The 19,993-nt window shown below is 65.7% G+C and carries 16 protein-coding genes; 6 read left to right on the top strand and 10 right to left on the bottom strand.

The window, feature by feature from the left end; all coding sequences use genetic code 11:
* The first annotated feature begins 105 nt into the window (after positions 1-105).
* Positions 106-1,161: a phosphoribosylformylglycinamidine cyclo-ligase gene (gene purM / locus BTO02_RS17410; protein ID WP_075158071.1), complete on the top strand. Its 1,056-nt coding sequence runs from the start codon at positions 106-108 to the stop codon at positions 1,159-1,161.
* A 195-nt stretch (positions 1,162-1,356) separates the two neighbouring features.
* Here the strand turns inward: purM and BTO02_RS17405 are convergent, their stop codons facing one another.
* Complete coding sequence (locus BTO02_RS17405) at positions 1,357-1,743, bottom strand: BON domain-containing protein (RefSeq protein WP_075158973.1); 387 nt, start codon at positions 1,741-1,743, stop codon at positions 1,357-1,359.
* A 388-nt stretch (positions 1,744-2,131) separates the two neighbouring features.
* Here BTO02_RS17405 and BTO02_RS17400 point away from each other — a divergent pair, with 388 nt between their 5' ends.
* The 4 genes from BTO02_RS17400 to BTO02_RS17385 are packed head-to-tail and all read left to right on the top strand — an operon-like array spanning position 2,132 to position 7,123.
* Positions 2,132-4,279, top strand: a complete 2,148-nt coding sequence (locus BTO02_RS17400; protein WP_075158070.1) for an FUSC family protein — start codon at positions 2,132-2,134, stop codon at positions 4,277-4,279.
* A gap of 41 nt (positions 4,280-4,320) precedes the next feature.
* On the top strand, positions 4,321-4,530 hold the full coding sequence (locus BTO02_RS17395) for a DUF1656 domain-containing protein (protein ID WP_075158069.1): 210 nt from the start codon (positions 4,321-4,323) through the stop codon (positions 4,528-4,530).
* A complete protein-coding gene (locus BTO02_RS17390; RefSeq protein WP_075158068.1) occupies positions 4,527-5,495 on the top strand; it encodes an efflux RND transporter periplasmic adaptor subunit in 969 nt (322 codons plus the stop codon). Before BTO02_RS17395 ends, BTO02_RS17390 begins: the two co-directional genes overlap by 4 nt.
* On the top strand, positions 5,492-7,123 hold the full coding sequence (locus BTO02_RS17385; RefSeq protein ID WP_075158067.1) for an efflux transporter outer membrane subunit: 1,632 nt from the start codon (positions 5,492-5,494) through the stop codon (positions 7,121-7,123). Before BTO02_RS17390 ends, BTO02_RS17385 begins: the two co-directional genes overlap by 4 nt.
* A 25-nt stretch (positions 7,124-7,148) precedes the next feature.
* Here the strand turns inward: BTO02_RS17385 and miaA are convergent, their stop codons facing one another.
* A complete protein-coding gene (gene miaA / locus BTO02_RS17380) occupies positions 7,149-8,111 on the bottom strand; it encodes a tRNA (adenosine(37)-N6)-dimethylallyltransferase MiaA (RefSeq protein ID WP_083615170.1) in 963 nt (320 codons plus the stop codon).
* Positions 8,112-8,172: 61 nt separating this feature from the next.
* Positions 8,173-10,305, bottom strand: a complete 2,133-nt coding sequence (mutL, locus tag BTO02_RS17375) for a DNA mismatch repair endonuclease MutL (RefSeq protein ID WP_075158065.1) — start codon at positions 10,303-10,305, stop codon at positions 8,173-8,175.
* Positions 10,306-10,633: 328 nt separating this feature from the next.
* Between mutL and BTO02_RS17370 the strand changes: the two genes are divergently transcribed.
* On the top strand, positions 10,634-11,320 hold the full coding sequence (locus BTO02_RS17370) for a DedA family protein (RefSeq protein ID WP_075158064.1): 687 nt from the start codon (positions 10,634-10,636) through the stop codon (positions 11,318-11,320).
* Positions 11,321-11,526: 206 nt separating this feature from the next.
* On the opposite strand, the gene BTO02_RS17365 is transcribed toward BTO02_RS17370, so the two are convergent.
* The 7 genes from BTO02_RS17365 to tcuA all read right to left on the bottom strand — a co-directional run bounded on the left by BTO02_RS17365 (position 11,527) and on the right by tcuA (position 19,823).
* Positions 11,527-12,342: a mechanosensitive ion channel family protein gene (locus BTO02_RS17365; protein ID WP_075158972.1), complete on the bottom strand. Its 816-nt coding sequence runs from the start codon at positions 12,340-12,342 to the stop codon at positions 11,527-11,529.
* A 281-nt stretch (positions 12,343-12,623) separates the two neighbouring features.
* Positions 12,624-12,968 carry a hypothetical protein gene (locus BTO02_RS17360; protein WP_075158063.1) on the bottom strand — a complete coding sequence of 115 codons (345 nt, stop codon included), beginning with the start codon at positions 12,966-12,968 and terminating at the stop codon, positions 12,624-12,626.
* Between the two features lie 252 nt (positions 12,969-13,220).
* Positions 13,221-14,729: an MFS transporter gene (locus tag BTO02_RS17355; RefSeq protein WP_075158062.1), complete on the bottom strand. Its 1,509-nt coding sequence runs from the start codon at positions 14,727-14,729 to the stop codon at positions 13,221-13,223.
* Positions 14,730-14,864: 135 nt separating this feature from the next.
* Positions 14,865-15,656 (bottom strand): class I SAM-dependent methyltransferase, encoded by a 792-nt coding sequence (locus BTO02_RS17350; protein WP_075158061.1) that lies wholly within the window; start codon positions 15,654-15,656, stop codon positions 14,865-14,867.
* Positions 15,657-15,676: 20 nt separating this feature from the next.
* Positions 15,677-17,005 (bottom strand): MFS transporter, encoded by a 1,329-nt coding sequence (locus tag BTO02_RS17345; RefSeq protein WP_075158060.1) that lies wholly within the window; start codon positions 17,003-17,005, stop codon positions 15,677-15,679.
* Between the two features lie 141 nt (positions 17,006-17,146).
* Entirely contained in the window at positions 17,147-18,385 is a 1,239-nt protein-coding gene (tcuB, locus tag BTO02_RS17340; RefSeq protein ID WP_075158059.1) for a tricarballylate utilization 4Fe-4S protein TcuB, read from the bottom strand.
* On the bottom strand, positions 18,372-19,823 hold the full coding sequence (gene tcuA / locus BTO02_RS17335) for an FAD-dependent tricarballylate dehydrogenase TcuA (RefSeq protein ID WP_075158058.1): 1,452 nt from the start codon (positions 19,821-19,823) through the stop codon (positions 18,372-18,374). Before tcuA ends, tcuB begins: the two co-directional genes overlap by 14 nt.
* Positions 19,824-19,993 lie beyond the last annotated feature (170 nt).

The raw sequence follows: 19,993 nt of genomic DNA, 5'->3' as shown, positions 1-19,993 counted from the left end.
CGCCGGTGCGGCGGTGCAAACGGCGCGAATACCGGGGGAAGAATTCCAGCCCGCGGGCCGGCATCAGGTAAAATCGCATTTTACCGACCTTCTCGCGCTTTCCTTATGAATCAACCGAAATCCGCTCCTGACGCTCAAGGGTTGTCGTATCGTGACGCCGGCGTGGACATCGAAGCGGGCGATGCCCTCGTCGATGCGATCAAGCCCTTTGCGAGGAAAACGCTGCGCGACGGCGTGCTGGCCGGCATCGGCGGTTTCGGTGCACTGTTCGAGGTGCCGAAGAAATATCGCGAGCCCGTGCTCGTGTCGGGCACCGACGGCGTCGGCACGAAGCTGAAGCTCGCCTTCCACCTGAACAAACACGACACGGTCGGCCAGGATCTCGTCGCGATGAGCGTCAACGATATCCTCGTGCAAGGCGCCGAGCCACTCTTCTTCCTCGACTATTTCGCGTGCGGCAAGCTCGAAGTGGGCACCGCGGCGACGGTCGTCAAAGGCATTGCGTACGGCTGCGAACTCGCGGGCTGCGCGCTGATCGGCGGCGAAACGGCCGAAATGCCGGGCATGTATCCCGATGGCGAATACGATCTCGCGGGCTTCGCGGTCGGCGCGGTCGAAAAGAGCAAGATTATCGACGGCAGCACGATCGTCCCGGGCGATATCGTGCTCGGTCTCGCGTCGAGCGGCATCCACTCGAACGGCTACTCGCTCGTGCGCAAGATCGTCGAGCGCGCGAATCCCGATCTCACCGCCGACTTCGACGGCCGCCCGCTCGCCGATGCGCTGATGGCGCCCACGCGCATCTACGTGAAGCCGTTGCTCGCGCTGATGGAACAGATGCCGGTGAAGGGCATGGCGCACATCACGGGCGGCGGGCTCGTCGAAAACATTCCGCGCGTGCTCAAGGCAGGGCTCACCGCCGAACTCGATCATCGCGCATGGCCGCTGCCGCCGCTGTTCGCGTGGCTGCAGAAGCACGGCGGCGTCGCCGACGCCGAGATGCATCGCGTATTCAACTGCGGCATCGGCATGGCCGTCATCGTTTCCGCGCAGGACGCGAAGCAGGCGATCGGCCTGCTGTCCGCCGCGGGCGAGCAGGTATGGCAGATCGGCACCGTGCGGCAAAGCAGGGAAGGCGAGGCACAGACGGTCGTCATCTAACGGCGAGCGCTGCGGTAGCGGGGGCAACTGAGTAAGGCAACCGGGGCAACTGCTCACGCAGCGCATTCAACGAAAAAGGGCACGCGAATCTGGATTGATGCGCGTGCCCTTTTTCGTTTCGATTCGTTGGCTTCAACCCCCGCTTCACTTTCCCGCTTCACTTTCCCGCTTCACTTCCCATTTCACCTTCCCACTTCAATCGTCGGACTCAGGCCGCACAATGAGAAGGTTCTGCACCGAAGTGACGCCGGCGACCTTGCCTGTGATCCCGGCCGCGGATGCAATCATGTTCTGGTCGGGCACTGCGCCGATCAGCGCGACCTTGCTGCCTTTCGCGCGGATCAGAATGTCGGTCGTATCGATCTTCGCGTGGGCCAGCGCGACCCGGACGTCGCGTTCGAGCTTGTGATTGGCGTGACGCAGGCTCGCGCGTGTCGCGTGCGAGGCGGGCGTCGTCTGCGTGGCGGACGATGTCTGCGCATCTTGCGCGAAGGCGGCATGGCTGAATATCGATGCAGCCGCGATGGCGGCGGCACATGTGATCGTTGCACGGGTGCGGACGAGCTTTCGGTTTGACTTCATCTGACTCACGGCAAATCTCCTTCTGTAATGAATGCAGTTCGGATGCGATTGCAGAAACGGCGATGACACAATGTGCGTCCGCAACGAAATCGCGGTTTGTGCCGGGCAATGGAAATTGACGAGTTCGCACGCAGACCGGATGCGCCGCCAACGCGGCCGCGCGCGCCGCGGCAGCAGTGTCAAAGACGCGCATTGCTGTGGCCGAAAGGCATCTGCAACCCTTGCGCCGCCCGGCACCAGAAACCGTGCGAATTTGAAATTGCAGTGCGTGGCGGGAAACGCATTGTTTCGCGACAGGACAGACTTGCGTCACCCGTCGGGCTCGGCGCCTCACGCACCCGTCGTCCCGACTCCGACAAATCAAGAACGACACGCGCGCACAATCCTCATGACCAACCCGTCCGCTCGCGACTGGCTGTTTTCGGTCAAGACTTTCGTGGCCGGGATGCTCGCGTTATATATCGCGCTCGCCGTGCCGCTGCCGCGGCCGTCGTGGGCGCTGGCGTCGGTCTATATCGTGTCGAACCCGTTTGTCGGCGCAACGCGCTCGAAGGCGATGTTTCGCGCGATCGGCACGATGATCGGCGCGGCGATGTCGGTGGTGCTCGTGCCGCCGTTCGTCGAGTCGCCGTATCTGTTCAGCGTGCTCGTCGCGCTGTGGACCGCGACGATGCTCTACCTGTCGCTGTCGGACCGCAGCGCGCGTTCATACGTGTTCGTGCTCGCGGGCTTCACGCTGCCGCTCGTCGCGTTTCCGACGGTGACGAACCCGACGGCGATCTTCGATGTCGCGATCGCGCGCACCGAGGAGATTCTGCTCGGCATCATCTGCGCAAGCGTCGTCGGCTCGATCCTGTTTCCGAGCCGGCTCGCGCCGACGCTGCTCGCACGCACGGACTCGTGGTTCGCCGATGCGGCGCAGTTCGCACGGGCCGCACTATCGGCACGCTCGCACGACGTCGTGCAACTGCCGTTGCAGCAACAGCTGGCCTCGACCGTCAAGGCGCTCGACGTACTGCTCTCGCAATTGACTTACGATCACGCGAGCCCGGAGGTCGTGTCGCGCGCCTACGCGCTGCGCGAACGCATGCAGCTGTTTCTGCCCGTGCTGGCGGCGGTGGCCGATCCGCTCGCCGCGTTCCGGCGTTCGGCAGCGATGGCCCGCGTGCCGGAATTCGAGCCGTTGCTGGCCGACGTGGGCAATTGGATCAATGCGCCCTCGCGTCGAGATCAGCGCGTATCGCCAATCGGCGATGCCGAAGCGACGAGCCTGCGCGCGCGCATTGCCGCGCTGCGCGTGAGCGTGCCCCGCATGCTTGGGTCATGGGACGGCGCGCTGCTGTCGAACGCGCTGTGGCGCGTGCAGATGGCCATCGACATCTGGCAGGATTGCCGCGAACTGCGTGCGCTGTTCGATCGTTCCGACGGCATCTGGCATCCGCGCTTCCGGCATTGGCGCGTGAACGGCGAGCAGATCTGGGTCGATCACGGCTTCATGCTGTTTTCGTCGGTTACCGTCGCGGGTTTCGTGGTCGTCGCCTGCAGCCTGTGGATTGCGTCCGGCTGGCACGACGGCGCGAACGCGGTGTTTATCGCGACGGTGGCGTGCTGTTTCTTCGCGGGCCTCGACGAGCCCGCGCCGGCCATCTTCCGGTTCTTCGTTGCGAACATCGTGTCGGTGGTTCTATCGGGCGTCTATCTGTTCGTCGTGCTGCCCGAGGTCCATAACTTCGAGACACTGGTGCTCGTGTTCGCGGTGCCGTTCCTCGCGATCGGCACGCTGATCGCGCATCCGAAACTCAATGCGGTCGCCGCGGTGATCGCGCTCTTCACCGCGACGTTCATCAGCCTCGCCGGCTCGTACGACGCGGACTTCCTCGTGTTCGTCAATACGACCTCCGCGTCGCTCGCGGGCATCGTATTCGCGTTCGTCTGGACCCAGGTGACGCGGCCGTTCGGCGTCGAGTTCTTCGCGCAGCGGCTGATCCGCGCGACCTGGGCCGACGTCGCGCGCTCGGCGTCCGGGCAGCCGATCTCCGATGAGCGCACGTTCTTCTCGCGCATGCTCGACCGTCTGATGCAGGTGCTGCCGCGCGTCTCGACTTCGGGCCCGCATCATCATCCTTCGCTCGAAACGTTTCGCGATTTGCGCGTGGCGTCGAATTCGCTCGATCTGCGCCACTACCGCGAAGGCGTTGCCGCCGACATGAGCGAACAGCTCGACCGCGTGCTGGTCAACGTGCGCACCTACTACGAACTGTGTATCGCGCAGCGCAAGCGCCAGCCCGTGCCGCGCGGGCTCATCGAAGCGATCGATGTCGCGCTGTCGCGCATCTCGCAATGGGGCCCGGGAACAACGGCGGGCACCACCGCCGGGACCACTGCGGGCGCGCCGCCTTCGTTCTCGACCGAGATCCGGCTGCGCGATGCGGTGCACGCGCTCGTCGGCCTGCGCCTGTCGCTCGCGCCGCTCGCCGCGGGTGCGCCGGCGGCGCCGCCCGGCCTTGCGGGGGCGGGTCCGGCGTCCACCGCGTAAGCGCCACCCTCGAACGCAAATCTGAACCCAAAGAGAAAGCCATGATCGGGGAAATCAATATCGTCGGCGTGTTCGTGCCCACCGTGCTGGTGCTGATGCTGGTCGCGTATCTGATCAAGCGCGGCGTGGTCGCGCTGCTCGCGCTGACCGGCTTCTATCGCTTCGTCTGGCACCGGGCCGCTTTCGATTTTTGCATCTACGTATTCATTTTCGGTGCGGTCGTGGCTCTAACGAGGCGGTTCGGCGCGTGAAACAGATCTCGGTGTTCTCCGTCATTCTGACGCTGATCGCGACCGTTGCGGCCGCGCTCGTGCTATGGAAAGTGATCGACTACTACATGTTCTCGCCGTGGACGCGCGACGGCCGCGTGCGCGCCGATATCGTGCAGATCTCGCCCGACATCTCCGGCTGGATCACCGATATTCGCGTCGTCGATAACCAGCCGGTCAAGAAAGGCCAGGTGCTGTTCGTGATCGACGAGGCGCGCTACGCGCTCGCGTATCGCGAAGCGGTCGCGACGCTCGCGCAGCGCAAGGCCACTTACGACGAGGCGCGCCGCGAGGACGTGCGCAACCAGCAACTGGGCAACCTCGTCGCGACCGAGGTGCTGCAGCAAAGCCACGCGCGCGCGATCGAGGCGCGCGCGCAGATGGATCTCGCGCAGGTCGCGCTCGACACCGCGCGCCTGAACCTGCAGCGCACGACGATCGTGAGCCCCGTCGACGGCTATGTGAACGACCGCGCGCCGCGCCCGAACGAGTACGCGAGCGCGGGCCACCCCGTGCTGTCGATCGTCGATGCGCACTCGTTTCGCGTCGACGGCTACTTCGAAGAGACGAAGATGCGGCATATCCGCATCGGGCAGGCAGTCGATATCGCGGTGATGGGCGAGCCGAAGCTGTTGCGCGGCCACGTGGTCAGCATCGTCGCCGCGATCGAGGACCGCGACCGCACGAACAGCACGCCGAACCTGCTGCCGAACGTCGACCCGGCGTTCAGCTGGGTGCGGCTGGCGCAGCGTATTCCGGTGCGTGTCGCGCTCGACGAAGTGCCGCAGGACTTCCAGATGATCGCCGGGCGGACCGCGACCGTGCTGGTCCGCGGTCCGGAACTGCGGCCGATCGGCAAGGGCGCGGCGTCGTCGCCCGATGCCGCGTCGGCGCCGCAATCGCGCTTCGCGCTGTGGTTCGAGCGGGTGCTCGGAGCGCTCAGATGAACGGCAAAGCGCGCTGGGCGGAGCGGGCGACGGTGCGCCATTGCGTGCTCGTGTCCGCCTTCGTCGCGTTGCTCGCCGGCTGCACGGTCGGCCCGAACTATTCGCTGCCGAAAGACGCGCTCGTCAACTCGAACTTCGCGAACGCGCCGATCGCAGGCGCGAACGATCCGCTCGTCACGCAGCAGCCGGTCCCGCCGAACTGGTGGCGGCTCTACGACGACCCGGTGTTGAACAGTCTTGTCGAAGAAGCGCTGGCGGAAAACCGCGACTTGCGCGTCGCGGTCGCGAATCTCGCGGCGTCGCGCGCCGAAGTGCAGTTCGCACGCGAGCAGTACGGCTTCAGCGGCGACGCATCGGGAGCGGTGCAGTACTCGCAGCTTTCACCCGAACAGTTTCTGACCGACAAGATTCCGCCGCAGACGCTTGCAGGCATCGGCTTTAACGTGTCGTACGAACTCGATTTGTTCGGCAAGCTGCGGCGCGGCATCGAAGCAGCGAAGGCCGACGACGATGCGGTCGAAGCCGCGCGCGATCTCGTGCGCATCACGGTGGTCGCGGATGTCGTGCGTTCGTACGTGGAAAACTGCGCGGCCGCGGAAGAACTCGCGATCGCGCAGCATTCGCTCGCGCTCGAACGCGAGCGCGTCGATGTATCGCAACGGCTTCTGCAGGCGGGCCGCGGCAACGAGCCCGATGTCACGCGCGGCATCACGCAGCGCGACACGATTGCGGCTGAGATCCCGCGCTTCATGTTGCGCCAGCGCGTCGCGCAATTCCGGCTCGCGATGCTGCTCGCGCGCTCGCCGCAGGACCTGCCGCCCGCCGCGAGAAACTGCGCGAAGCTGCCGCAGATCGGCGAGCCGCTACCGGTCGGCGACGGCGCCGCGTTGCTCAAGCGCAGGCCGGACGTGCGCGAGGCGGAGCGCAAGCTTGCGGCATCGACCGCGCGCATCGGCGTCGCGACGGCAGCGCTGTATCCGACCATCAGCCTCGGCGCGAGTGCGGGCTTCAACGGCCTCGCATCCGACATCGGCACCGCGCCGACCGCCTACTACTCGGTTGGGCCGATGATCAGCTGGGTGTTCCCGGTGAACGGGCAGCGCGCGAAGGTGCACGAGGCCGAGGCGTCGACAGCCGCGTCGCTCGCGCGTTTCGATTCCGTCGTGCTGAACGCGCTGCGCGAGACCGAGTCCGCACTTGCCACGTACAGCCTCGACACGCAGCGCGCGCAGGTTCTCGAAACGGCGTTGCAGTCGGCGCGCAAATCGGCCGATCAGACGCATCAGCTGTACACGAGCGGCCGCGAGTCGTTCATCTCCGATCTCGACGCGACCCGCACGCTGACCTCGGTCGATGCGCAGGTCGCGGCGGCGCGCTCGACGGTCGCCGTCGATCGGGTCAATCTGTTTCTTGCGCTCGGCGGCGGGTGGGAAGAAGAGGCGCAGGGCGGGACGAAGGAAGGGACACAAGGCGGCGCGCAGCAGCTTATGCAGCAGCCGGCCGCGCAGCCCGGCGCCTCGCAGCCGGCCGCGCAGCCCGGCGCCTCGCAGCCGGAGTCCCGCGACCCGACGCAACAGGCCGCGCAGGAACGCGCCGGCGCTCAGCGGGGCTCGCAGAAGAGCGAATAGAAAAGCCGCTTACGGGCCGCGAGCATTACACGCGTGCGTCGACGACCTGCTCCAGCGCGTGCAGCGCCTGTTCGGTCGCATCGGAGGCGCAGCAGTCGATCACGATCCGTTCCGGCATCGCGCGCAGCCACGTCAACTGCCGCTTGCATAACTGCCGCGTCGCGAACACGCCCTTGTCGCGCATCGTCGCATAATCGATCTCGCCGTCGAGATACGCCCACGCCTGCCGGTAGCCGACGCAGCGCATCGACGGCAGTCCGGCGTGCAGGTCGCCGCGCGCGCGCAACCGTTGCACTTCATCGACGAAGCCGGCCTCGAGCATCGCATCGAAGCGCTGCGCGATCCGCGCATGCAGCATGCCGCGGTCCGACGGTTCGAGCGCGACCGGCACGAAGCGATAGCGCGCCGTGGCTTGGTCGTCGCGCGGGGGCGCTGCGAGCAGCGTCGACATCGGCTGGCCCGTCAGCATGAAGACTTCGAGCGCGCGCTGGATGCGCTGCGCGTCGTTTGGCGCAAGCCGCGCGGCTGTTTGCGTATCGACGGCGGCAAGGCGCGCATGCAGCGCGGGCCAGCCGTCGCGCGCGGCATCGGCTTCGAGTTCGGCGCGAAGCGCGGCGTCGGCGGCGGGCAAGTCGTTAAGGCCTTGCGTCAACGCCTTGTAGTACAGCATCGTGCCGCCGACCAGCAACGGCACGCGGCCGCGCTCGACGATCGCATCGATGGCGCGCAACGCGTCGGTGCGAAAGTCGGAAGCCGAATAGGCGTCGGCCGGATCGACGATATCGATCAGATGATGCGGCACCTGCGCGCGCTCCTGCGCAGTCGGCTTCGCGGTGCCGATATCCATGCCGCGATAGACGAGCGCCGAATCGACGCTGACGATCTCGGTGGGCCGCTGTGCCGCGAACGCGAGCGCCGCCGCGGTTTTGCCCGAAGCGGTGGGGCCGAGCACGCAGGCGATGGGAAGCGGGGCGGCGACGCGAGTCATGACGATGCGCTCACGGCGTCAGTGCGTGCAATCGTTGCGCGCGCATCGATTCGCGATGCGTTCATTGTCCGCGCATGAAAAGCCGGTCGAGGTCGGACAGCGTCAGCTGGTACCACGTCGGACGCCCGTGATTGCATTGATCGGCGCGCTCGGTCGCTTCCATCTGCCGCAGCAGCGCGTTCATTTCGTCGAGTGTCAGACGCCGGTTCGCACGTACCGCGTGATGGCAAGCCAGCGTGCCGAGCAGTTCATGCTGACGCTCGGTCAGCACGCGCGAACCGCCGAACGCATGCAGATCGGACAGCACCGCGCGCGCGAGTGCGGGCAGATCGGCGTCTTTCAGCAGCGCGGGCACCGCGCGAATCGCAAGCGTGGTCGGCGACAGCACGGCGAGGTCGAAGCCGAGCGCGTCGAGCGTCTCGCGCTCTTCCTCGACGATGCCGATTTCAACCGGATCGGCCGGCATCGACTGTGGAATCAGCAGCGGCTGCACGGCGATCGTCCGGTCGGCGAGCGCGTGCTTGAACTGCTCGTACAGGATGCGCTCGTGCGCTGCGTGCATATCGACGATCACGAGCCCGCGCGCATTCTGCGCGAGCACGTAGATGCCGTGAATCTGGCCGAGCGCGAAGCCGAGCGGCTGCTCGTCGGAGACGTCGAATCTGTTGAACGTGTCGAAGGCGGCAGCGCCGGACGGCTGCGCTGCGAACGGCGATGGCGCATCGTTCGCATCGCGCGCGACGGGCGCGGTGGATGCGTCGAATGCCGTCGCGTTGTATGGCGAACCGGGCGGCGAACCGGACGAAGAAGCGGACGAAAAAGCGGCGCCCGTATCCTTGCGGCCGAACAACGCGTCGTAGAGTGCAAGCGGCTGCGCGACCGGCAGCGTGCCCTGGCGCATCCGCGCATCGCGCATCCATGTCGTGCCCGACGGTGGCGCGTTGCTGCCGAAGCGGCTGCCGCCGCCCGACGACGATGCGCCGCCGCCGAGGCCGAGGCCACTGCCGCCGATGTCCGCCGCGCCGCCGGGCGGCGTCGATCCAGACGACCCCGGCCGCCCAGGCGGTTCGATATGCGCGGCATGGCCGCCCGCCGTGGTCTCCGGCGAGGCGCCCGCATGCCGCGCGAGTGCGCGCTGCACGGCATGGAACACGAACTGGTGGATCGAGCGCGAATCGCGAAAGCGCACCTCGATCTTCGACGGATGCACGTTCACGTCGACCGCTTCGGGCGGCAGATCGAGAAACAGCACATACGACGGATAGCGGTCGCCGTGCAGCACGTCTTCATAAGCGGCGCGCACCGCGTGCGTGAGCAGCTTGTCGCGCACGAAGCGGCCGTTCACGAAAAAGTACTGCTGGTCGGCGCGGCCGCGGCTCGCGGTCGGCAGGCCGGCGCAGCCGTACACGGCAAGCGGGCCGGCCGCTTCGTCGAGCGGCAGGTGCGCGGTGGCGAACGCGTCGCCGAGTATCTTCGCGACGCGTGCCGCCGGATCGCTCGCGTTCCAGTGCTCGACCGCGCGGCCGTTATGCAACACCGAAATCGCGACGTCGGGCCGCGCGAGTGCGACGCGGCGGACCATCTCGATGCAATGGCCGAGTTCGGTCTGTTCGCTCTTCAGGAATTTGCGGCGCGCCGGCGTATTGAAGTACAGCTCGCGCACTTCGATCGTCGTGCCCTGCGTGCCGGCCGCGGGAGTCAGCGCGCCGGTATTCGCGTCGATGCGCGTCGCGTGCGCAGCGCTGCCGGTGCGGCTCGTAATGGCCATCTCCGCTACCGATGCGATCGACGCGAGTGCTTCGCCGCGAAACCCGAGCGTGGCGACCGCTTCGAGCTCCGCGAGCGAGCGGATCTTGCTCGTCGCGTGCCGCGTCAGCGCGAGCGCAAGTTCGTCTTCGGGGATGCCGCAGCCGTCGTCGGTGATCGAAATGCGTTTGACGCCGCCTTCGTCGAGCAGAATGCGCAGCGTGGTCGCGCCGGCGTCGAGCGCGTTCTCGAGCAGTTCCTTGACGACGGACGCGGGCCGCTCGACGACTTCGCCGGCGGCGATCTGGCTGATCAGCTGATCGGGCAAGGGCTGGATCGAGCGTGGCGCGCGCAATGCGCTGGAAGGGGCGGCGGCAATCGATGCTTGTGCGGGCGCAGCGGAGGCGCCCGCGGCCGTGCCGTCTGACGGTTCGCGGAATTCGGACATGCTGGAATTATAGCGATTCGCCGCGTGACGGCTGACGGCCGTTTACGTTGCGCGCGCCGCTAGCGTCGCCGTGGCGGCGCTGCGCTGCTCATAATTTCTTAATATTGAAGCGGGCACTTTCGGTATCATGGCGCGGTCGCATTTCCGGACCCGGCGTGTTGTGTCGTTTTGTGTTATGCGCCGCTGGGCGCCTCGCTGCATCAGGTACTTCGGATGCTGCGCCAGAAGGTGCGTACGCGATGTGTGCGTCCCTTCGCGCGTGCTTTTCGTCGGGCCACAGGCGCGCGCCGACACGCCTCACCATCCACGTTCTTGAGAGGATGTCTTTTTGGATACGCTGCTGCATTTCGTCAACCTCGTCCTGCATATCGACGCCTTCCTCGGCGACTTCATTCGCCAGTACGGCGCATGGGTGTACGCGGTCCTCTTCCTGATCGTGTTTTGCGAAACGGGTCTTGTCGTCCTGCCGTTTCTGCCCGGCGATTCGCTGCTCTTTATCGGCGGCGCGTTCGCGGCGAGCGGCGCGATGAATATCGGTTTTCTGATCGTGCTGCTCGTCGTCGCGGCCGTCACCGGCAACACGGTCAACTACATGATCGGGCGCGCGATCGGCACGCGGGTTTTCGATTCGCATATTCCTGTGCTCGAACGGTTTCTCGATCGCGAGGCGCTGCGCAAGACGCACAACTTCTACGAAAAACACGGCGGCAAGACGATCGTGCTGGCGCGTTTCATCCCGGTCGTGCGGACCTTCGCGCCGTTTGTCGCGGGCGCATCGCAGATGTCGGTGCGGCGTTTCCAGCTGTTCAACATCACCGGCGCGCTGTTCTGGGTGTTGCTGCTCGTGCTGCTCGGATACTTCTTCGGCAACATTCCGTTTATCCGTCAGTATCTGAACGTGATCGTGCTGGTTGGAATCGGCGCGGCGATCGTGCCGGTTGCGTTGGGGGCGTTGTGGAAAGTGGCGCGACGACGGGCGCCGGCGACTTCCGCGCGCAAGACAGGCGGACAGTGAAGGCGGTGAGCGCCTCGTCGGTCCGACGGGCAGGCATCGTGCAATGAAGCGCGCAGTGAAGCGGGAGTGAAGCGTGTAATGAAGCGCGTATCCGGCAGGACCGCATCATCCGGCAGGACCGCATCATCCGGCAGGACCGCATCTGGCAGGAACCAAGGGCATCGCTTCGATTGCGATGCCCTTTGTATTTATGCCGCCTGCCGAGCTCAACCCGCCGCCGTGCGGCGCACGAACGGCGTTTCCGGCGTCGGATAGCCGGCTTCCCTGAACGTCTCGACAATCGCGCGATTCGTGTCGAAATAGACCTGCCAGTAGTGGTCGGTATGCGTGTAAGGGCGCACGCACAGCATCGGTCCTTCCGGCGTGAACGACAGCACTTCGATATCGGGCGCGGGGTTCTCGGCGACATTCGGAATGCGCACCACGGCCGCGCGCAGCCGGTTCGCCGCGTCGACGGGATCGACGCCGTTGGCGATCTTCGCGGTCAGTTCGACGCGGCGTACGGGCAGCGCGCTGTAGTTCGAGATCGTGTCGGAGAAGATCTTGTTGTTGCCGACGATGGTCGTGACGTTGTCCGGCGTGACGAGCGTCGTGCCGAACAGCCCCAGTTCGCGGACCGTGCCCGTGACGCCGCCGGCCGTGACGAAATCGCCGACCTTGAACGGTCGCAGCACCTGCATGAACACGCCGGCCGCGAAATGCGCGAGCAGGCCGCCCCATGCGGTGCCGATGGCAAGACCGAGACCCGCGAGCAACGCGGCGAACGATGTGGTCTGCACGCCGAACACCTGCAGAATCGCGAGAATCAGCAGCAGGTTCAGCAGCGCGCCAAGAATCGAACTGAGGTAGTGCGCGAGTGTCGGGTCGACACGGCTATTGCGTTCGAGAACGGCGCGCAGCATGCGCGTGACGAGTCCGATGACCCAGCGCGCGATGATCCACAGCACAATGGCGGCAAGTACTTTGGTTCCGAAGTCGATGCCGCGGGTCATCATGAAAACGCGTACGGTTTCAAGGTCCACGATGTCCTCGCTCGAGTCGGTGGGTGTGCGCTTCGTTCGATCGACTGCGACGGATGCAGGGTGCTGCGTGGCGCTGACGTGCCGCCGCGCCGCCGTTGCTCTGTCACTGCGTTGTTCCAATGCGGATGCGTGTGCCGGGCAGAGGTGAGACGGCGCACCTGGCGTGACGGCTGGCGGGGCTCGTGCCTCCCGCGGTTTTCGGGAGTTATAGTCGAGCGCGCGGGCGTTAGCAAGCCGTATTCCCGCATTGCCGTGCATCGTTGGCGCCGCGGTACGCTCGCTTATCGCAGCGCATTCATGCGCAATGCTTGAAACCGGCGCGACCGCCGTTGGTCGCGCAATCGTGCGAAACAGAAGCCGGCCGCTGCAGCGAGCCCATATGCGCATGCGCGCCCGGCAAACGCAACGGCAGTGCTGAACTTGCCGTAACGTTGTTGCGAATCGGCGAACACGAGAAAGGTCAGTGCCGCGTCGAAGACCAGCGCGAAGAGCGAGACTGCCATGAAGATGCGCAAGCCGTCGAGCGACTCGTCGGGCCATAGCCAGTTGACGACGCAACAAACGGCCACTACGACTACAAGCAGCGCGAACATCCAGAGCAGGTGAAACAGGAGAAGCTCGAGCATCGATATCGGAGCAGAAAAGCACAAAGGAAAACGCGAAAAGACCGCGCGTTGCCGGGCGCTTCGCGGTGCGTGTGTTGCACAGTTGTTGCAACACCGCGCAGCGAGGCGGCGCGCGATCATTGCATGCCTTTCTCTCTCAATAAATAGCTGGTTGCACGCTTCGGTCTCGAAAGCTTTGGAATGCAAAAAGGCTCACCGGTTACCCGATGAGCCTTCTGTGTCGCAGCCTGTATCTGCCGATAGCGTGCCGTGTCAGCGTGCTCTTGCTGCGGCCGTCGTCGATCCCGTCGCGAAGTCTTCGGCGTCGACGTCATAACCCGACGGTTCCCAGCGAATCGCGAGCAACGCAATGAGACCGCAGAGCGGCGCGGCCGCGATGATCCAGAACACGCGCGTGCCGAGTGCGGCAGCGAGCACCGGGAACAGGAACAGCGACACGGTCGAGCTTGCACGCATCAGCGTCTGGTTGAAGCCGACGCCCACGCCGCGCAGCGACGTCGGATAGCTGAGCGAGGCGAAGGTCATGCTGTGCGAGCCGGGACCAAAGCCCTGGCCGAGCAGGAACGCGCCGAGCAGCGCGACCGCGATCGCAACCTGTACGCCGCCCGCCGGTTTGCCGACGATCGCGAGACCGACGAGCGCGGCGAGCTGGAATGTATAGCCAAGCACGGTCGGCTTCCACGCGCCTGTTCTCGGCACCGTGCGCACGGCGATCAACCCGCCGACGAACGCAAACGCGAGATTGAGCGCGAGCGAGGCGAGGATCGTCGTCAGCATCGATTGGGCGAGGAAGCTCGAGATAATCACGGGCAGACCGAACGCCACCGCGTTATAGGCAAACGAAGACGCGACGGCGATCACCGTCGCGAGCACGGTGCGCTTCAGGTAGACGCCGCGCAGCAGCGCGCCGTAGTTGGCCCACGAGGCGCGCCGCGGCGAGTTATTTGCAGCCGCCGTTCCCTGCAGCGCATCGGGCGCGACCGCTGCATCGATGCCGTACGAGCGCTTGAGGATTTTCGCGGCGCCCGCGAGGTCGCCCTGGTTCGCGGCCCACACCGGCGACTCGCTGATATAGCGGCTGCGGATCGCGATGATGATCAGCGCGGGCACGGCGCCGAAGCCGAGTATCAGTCGCCAGAGCAGCGGCTGGTGGCTGGCCGGCAGCATCGCGTAGAAGGCGAGCACGAGCAGATACGAGACGCTGATCGCCGCATACCAGACGGGGCACCACATCGCGACGCGCGCCGCCTTGTTGCCGCGTCCGCGCAGCCGCGAAAACTCGGCGAGAAACGCCATCGCGACTGGCAGATCGATGCCGACGCCGAGACCCATGACGAAACGCGCGCCGCCGAGCACCCAGGCATTCGGTGCGAGCGCGCACGCGAGCGCGGCAACCACGAAGAAGAACATGTCGGCCATAAACACGCGATAGCGGCCGATGCGGTCGGTCAGAAAGCCGCCGAGGCATGCGCCGACGATGGCGCCGAAGGTGATCGCCGAGGCCACGAAACCGGTACCGGCCGGCGTCAGCGAGAATTCGCGCGCGACGTCCTTGAGGCCGAATGCGAGGGCGCCGAGATCGTAGGCGTCGAGAAAGACGCCGCCGAGCGCGATCGCCACGACGATGCGTGCGTCGCTGCCGACCGCGGCGCCCTGGTTGACGAGAGTGGAGACATCCGCGGCGCAGCGGATCAGCGCACGGGCGGGAGCGGCCTGTCGGGCCGGCGCCGCGGCGCGTTCGGGGGCAAGGGAGGTAGACATGCGGCGGGCGCGCAAAAACGCGCAAAGCCGTGATGGTACGGGCGCCTTACGATGTCCGGCAACGTTATTTTCGTTATTAGCTCATGCGGCGCTGCCGCGCGGCGTCGCTCAGCGAAGCCGCCTTCATGGCGACGCTCAGCGCCGCGCAATCACCGCCGTCGACTCGACCCACTCGTCGAGCCAGCCGTCGCGCGCGTGCGCGTCGAGCACTGGCTTTAGACGGCTCATCAGTTCATCGAGACGTTCGCCCAGATGACTGCGCGATAAGCTCGACATCGAAAGCGGCCGCATCATCAACGCGTCGACCGGCACGCGGCGCCGCTCGACGACCGATATACGTTCGATCGACGCAAACGCCGATTGCATGAGCATCGCTTCGTGGCCGACCCAGTCGTCGGATCTGCGGCGCGCGCGGGCAGGGTCGGCCTGCGCATACTGATCGAGCAGGCGCTGGTAGTCCGCCATCCACGGCTCGGACGCGCTTTCAGGCTGCGATGTGCCGAATAGCGCGACCGCGCCGCCTGGCACGATCAGCGTGTCGAGGCGCCGCAGCGTGTCGGCGCGGTCCATCCAGTGAAACGCGCGGCCGATCACCGCGAGCCGGAACTGCCCCATGTCGTCGCCGAGATCGTATGAACTGCCGTTGCGAAAGGCGATATTCGGCGCGATGCCCGCGCCGAGTTCCGACGCGATGCGCAACATCTCGGGTTCAGGATCGAGCGCGAGTCCCCAGGCGACCCACGACGCGAAGGCAATCGACAACTGCCCGGGCCCGCAGCCGAGATCGAGCAGGCGCTGCGTGCCGTCGAGTCCCGCGGCAAGCGCCACGCGCCGGATCAAACGCGGCGAGTATGCCGCGCGGCCGGTCAGATAGTGTGCGGCCGCATGCCTGAAACGGTCGGGGACGAACGGAATCGGATCGGTCATGAGCGTGCCCGGCCTGCCGATTACGCGGCGTCCTGCAGGCGCTGCGCGGCGCCGCCTTTGCGATACAGGATCAGCGTGGCGATCAGTCCGCACACGGCCGCGAAGCTGAGCCAGTAGCCCGGCGCGGCCTTGTCGTGCAGCGACTGGATCAGGAACGTCGACACGGCCGGCGTAAAGCCGCCGAACAACGCGGTGGCAAGACTGAACGCGAGCGAGAAGCCCGCGACGCGTACTTCGACCGGCATCACTTCGGTCAGCGCGGCGACCATCGCGCCGTTGTATGCACCGAAGAAGAACGAGAACCACATCAGCACGATAAACATGCGGCCGAAGCTCGGCGCAGCGGCGAGCCACGACAGCGCCGGATACGCGGTCAGGATGGCGAGCACGGTGATCAGCAGCAGCAGCGGCTTGCGGCCGATGCGGTCCGACACCGCGCCGCCGATCGGCAGCCAGACGAAGTTGCCGATACCGACGCACAGCGTGACGATCAGGCTATCGGCCGTCGACAGCTTCAGCACGGTCTTGCCGAAGGTCGGCGTATAGACGGTGATCAGGTAGAAGGTCGTGGTCGTCATCGCGGTCAGCAGCATGCCGGCGATCACGGTCGTCCAGTTCGCGAGCATCGAGCGGAACACTTCGCGCGCGCTCGGATGATGCTTGCGCGCGGCGAATGCTTCGGTCTCCTGCAGCGAGCGGCGCAGCAGAAACAGGAACGGCACGATGAGGCAGCCGATGAAGAACGGAATGCGCCAGCCCCATGCATGCAGCGTGTCGGTGGGCATCCATGCGTTCAGCGCGTAGCCGAGCAGCGCGGCGACGATGATCGCGACCTGCTGGCTGGCCGACTGCCAGCTCGTATAAAAGCCCTTGCGGCCCGGCGTCGCCATCTCGGACAGATACACCGACACGCCGCCCAGTTCCGCGCCGGCCGAAAAGCCTTGCAGCAGGCGGCCGATCAGCACGAGCGCCGGGGCGAGCAGGCCAATCGTTTCATAGCCGGGCACGCACGCGATCAGGATCGTGCCGCTCGCCATCAACGACAGCGTGACGATCAGACCTTTGCGGCGGCCCACTTCGTCGATATACGCGCCGAGCACGATCGCGCCGAGCGGCCGCATCAGGAATCCGGCGCCGAACACGGCGAAAGTCAGCATGAGCGATGCGAACTCGCTGCCGGTCGGGAAGAATACCTTCGAGATATAGGTGGCGTAAAAGCCGAACAGGAAGAAGTCGAACTGCTCGAGAAAATTGCCGCTCGTGACCCGCAGCACGGCGGCCGCCTTCGACCGGGTTGTCTGCGCCGCGAGGAGCGTGGTGGTCGAAGAGGACACGATGTTTGTCTCCATGGGTGATTCCGTAACGCGTAGTTTGAACCTTGGTTGCCCTAGATTCCTTTCATTTAGAAAGGAATGTGGCCGGAATGAGGCCTTTTTGTAGCTTTTTTCTAGCCTTTCAGGGCCTCGAATCAGCGCGCCCCGTACGCTAACTCATTCCGAACCGAGCTTCAAACTATTCGCTTGTCTTTTTTCGATCGACGACTTGAGCAGGGCGGCGCTGCGATAAATGCCGTGCGCGAATTTGCCGTAGGGCAGCGTCGCGAAGAGCGCAAGCACGACGCCCAGGTGCACGGCGAGCAGCCATGCGAGCGCCGCGGTATCGCGCCATGCGAGCAGCGCGAGGCCGCTTGCGCTCGTCAGCAGCAGCAGCGCGATAAAGCCGCGATCCATCGGTTTTTGCGCGGCGTCGCCGCGTGCCGGATCGCGCTTCGCATTGAGCCACAGCAAGCCGGCCGGCCCGACCAGCAGACCGATGCCGCCGAGCGTGCCGAGCAGCACCGGGACGCTGGCGAACGGATACGGCGCGTGCAGATCGAGGAAATAGTGATAGAAGGTTGCGACGACCGTCGCGGCGAAGCACAGCATGAAGCCGTAGAACGTGAAGTGGTGAAAGCGCCGCCGCGCGAGCGTGAAGCGATCGTCGGCTTCGTTGCAGCCGTCGCCGTGGCCGCCGTCGAGATACCTGAGCGTCAGCGCGTTTTTCGTTGCTTCCGCAACGGCTCCTCCTGCCGTCGGACTCGACGCGGTTCCCGCCGTCACATCGCGCCAGAAACGCGTGACACCGATGCCGAGCGACACGATCGCGAGCACGAACACGATGCCGAACAGCAATGCAAGCAGGTTGTGCGGGAAGATCGCATAGAAGTTGCCGGCGAGCGGCGTGCCGAACAGCGGCCCGTTCATTGCGATGCCAAGCACGAGAAACAGCGCTAGGCCGACTGCAAGCGCGAGCGACAGCGTGAGGCCATTGCGCTTATACAGCGCGCCCATGAACGACGGCACCGCGTATTCGCTGTACGTGTCGAGACGCACCTTCGCCATCGCTTGCGGCACATTGACCGCGAATTCATGCGGCGGCGCGTACTGGCATGCGTGATAGCACGCGCCGCAGTTATGGCACAGATTCGCGAGGTAATTGACGTCGGCCTTGCCGAACTCGAGGCGGCGCGTCATGGCGGGGAACACGGCGCAAAAACCCTCGCAATAGCGGCACGCATTGCAGATCTGCAGCTGCCGCGCGACCTCGGTTTCGTGTTCGGTCAGCGGCAGCACGCGGATGGTCTGCCGCGTATCGCGTGTCGGCTGCGCCGGCGCGCAGCCGTGGCGGGTGCTGTCGCGGCCGGCGGCCAGTTGCTGCGCATCGTGCGCGAGTGCTTCAAGCTTCTGCACGTTCTACTCCGGTTGATTCGCTTGCGGCATCGGCCGTCCAGTCGGTCAGCGCCTGTCCTTTTGCGGCGTGGGCGGCTTGCCGGCCCGCAATGCGGCCGAACGCGGTGCCGATCGACATGCCGACGCCCGCCGTATAGCCCTTGCCGAGCACGTTGCCGGCCATCATCTCGCCGGCGACGAACAGGTTCCCGCTCGGCTTGCCGCCGAAATGCACCTGTGCGCGGTCGTTGACCTTGAGGCCGAGGTACGTGAACGTGATGCCCGGACGCAGCGCGTAACCGTAGAACGGCGGTTTATCGAGTGGCAGCGCCCAGTGCGTCTTCGACGGCGTGAGGCCTTCGGTGCGGCAATCGTCGAGTTTCGTGTGGTCGAACGTGCCGGGCCGGCATGCCGCGTTATAGGCGTTGACGGTATTCATGAACGTGTCGACGGGCAGGCCGAGCGCGCTCGCGAGCTCAGGCAGCGTATCGGCCTTGACGCCCGGAAACACGGGCGGCATAAAACGGCCGATCGCTTTCGAATCGATGATCGAATAGCCGATCTGCCCCGGCTGTTGCGCGACGAGCCGGCCCCAGATCGCGTAGCGCTTCGGCCAGAAATCTTCGCCCTCGTCATAGAAGCGCTCGGCGTCGCGATTGACGACCACGCCGAGCGACACGCAATCGATGCGCGTACAGATGCCGCCGTCGTACAACGGCGCGCGCGCGTCGATCGCGACGCAGTGCGATTGCGACGGATCGCCGATCGCGTCAGCGTGCGCTTCCTCGATCATGTGCTTGAGCAGCACGCCCATGTTGAAGCGCGTGCCGCGAATCAGGAAGTTATCGGCTGGCCATTCGCCGCGCTCGTTTTGCCCCCATGCTTCACGCAACCACTTGCGGTTCGATTCGAAGCCGCCGGCCGCAAGCACGCACGCGCGTGCCTCGAAGCGCTGCTTGCCACTTTTCGCGGCGACGAAGCGGCCGTTGTCGAGTTCGATCGAATCGACCGGCGTCTCATAGCGGATCTGCACGCCGAGCGCTTCGGCGCTGCGATAGTACGCATTGACGAGCGCCTTGCCGCCGCCCATAAAGAACGCATTCGTGCGCGCAACGTGCAGCGCGCCCGACAGCGGCGGCTGAAAACGCACCCCGTGCCTGCGCATCCACGGCCGGCACGTCGACGACGCACGAATCGCGAGGCGCGCCAGGTGTTCGTCCGTGATGCCGCCGGTGACCTTGAGCAGATCGTGCCAGAACTCTTCTTCCGGGTATGCCTCGACGAGCACGTCTTGCGGCGCGTCGTGCATGCAGCGCAGATTGCGTGTGTGCCGGGAATTGCCGCCGCGCCATTCGCGCGGAGCGGATTCGAGGAGCAGCACCGATGCGCCGGCTTCGCGCGCCATCAGCGCGGCGCACAGCGCGGCATTGCCGCCCCCGATGACTAATACGTCGACCATGTGGGGAGTCTCCTGTGTCGATCGGAGCCGGCGCTTCGGCGGCTTGCTCCGGTCCCATGCAGGCTATGCTTGCAAGGGCCGCAATGTAGTCGGCGCCGCCGATTGCCGCAAGAAGGCGGCGCGCAACGGGTCTTCACGTTTCGTGAAGACTTTCGGGCGATTGGCGGTAG

The organism is Paraburkholderia sp. SOS3 (assembly GCF_001922345.1).
In the GTDB taxonomy this organism is placed as follows: Bacteria; Pseudomonadota; Gammaproteobacteria; order Burkholderiales; family Burkholderiaceae; genus Paraburkholderia.
The sequence above is the reverse complement of the archived record's forward strand: the minus strand, read 5'-3'. Positions and strand labels throughout refer to the sequence as shown.

Bases quoted from the DNA above. Each gene is read 5' to 3' on its own strand.
- purM (WP_075158071.1), top strand. From the start codon at position 106: ATGAATCAACCGAAATCCGCTCCTGACGCTCAAGGGTTGTCGTATCGT.
- BTO02_RS17405 (WP_075158973.1), bottom strand. From the start codon at position 1,743: ATGAAGTCAAACCGAAAGCTCGTCCGCACCCGTGCAACGATCACATGT.
- BTO02_RS17400 (WP_075158070.1), top strand. From the start codon at position 2,132: ATGACCAACCCGTCCGCTCGCGACTGGCTGTTTTCGGTCAAGACTTTC.
- BTO02_RS17395 (WP_075158069.1), top strand. From the start codon at position 4,321: ATGATCGGGGAAATCAATATCGTCGGCGTGTTCGTGCCCACCGTGCTG.
- BTO02_RS17385 (WP_075158067.1), top strand. From the start codon at position 5,492: ATGAACGGCAAAGCGCGCTGGGCGGAGCGGGCGACGGTGCGCCATTGC.
- miaA (WP_083615170.1), bottom strand. From the start codon at position 8,111: ATGACTCGCGTCGCCGCCCCGCTTCCCATCGCCTGCGTGCTCGGCCCC.
- mutL (WP_075158065.1), bottom strand. From the start codon at position 10,305: ATGTCCGAATTCCGCGAACCGTCAGACGGCACGGCCGCGGGCGCCTCC.
- BTO02_RS17360 (WP_075158063.1), bottom strand. From the start codon at position 12,968: ATGCTCGAGCTTCTCCTGTTTCACCTGCTCTGGATGTTCGCGCTGCTT.
- BTO02_RS17355 (WP_075158062.1), bottom strand. From the start codon at position 14,729: ATGTCTACCTCCCTTGCCCCCGAACGCGCCGCGGCGCCGGCCCGACAG.
- BTO02_RS17350 (WP_075158061.1), bottom strand. From the start codon at position 15,656: ATGACCGATCCGATTCCGTTCGTCCCCGACCGTTTCAGGCATGCGGCC.
- BTO02_RS17345 (WP_075158060.1), bottom strand. From the start codon at position 17,005: ATGGAGACAAACATCGTGTCCTCTTCGACCACCACGCTCCTCGCGGCG.
- tcuA (WP_075158058.1), bottom strand. From the start codon at position 19,823: ATGGTCGACGTATTAGTCATCGGGGGCGGCAATGCCGCGCTGTGCGCC.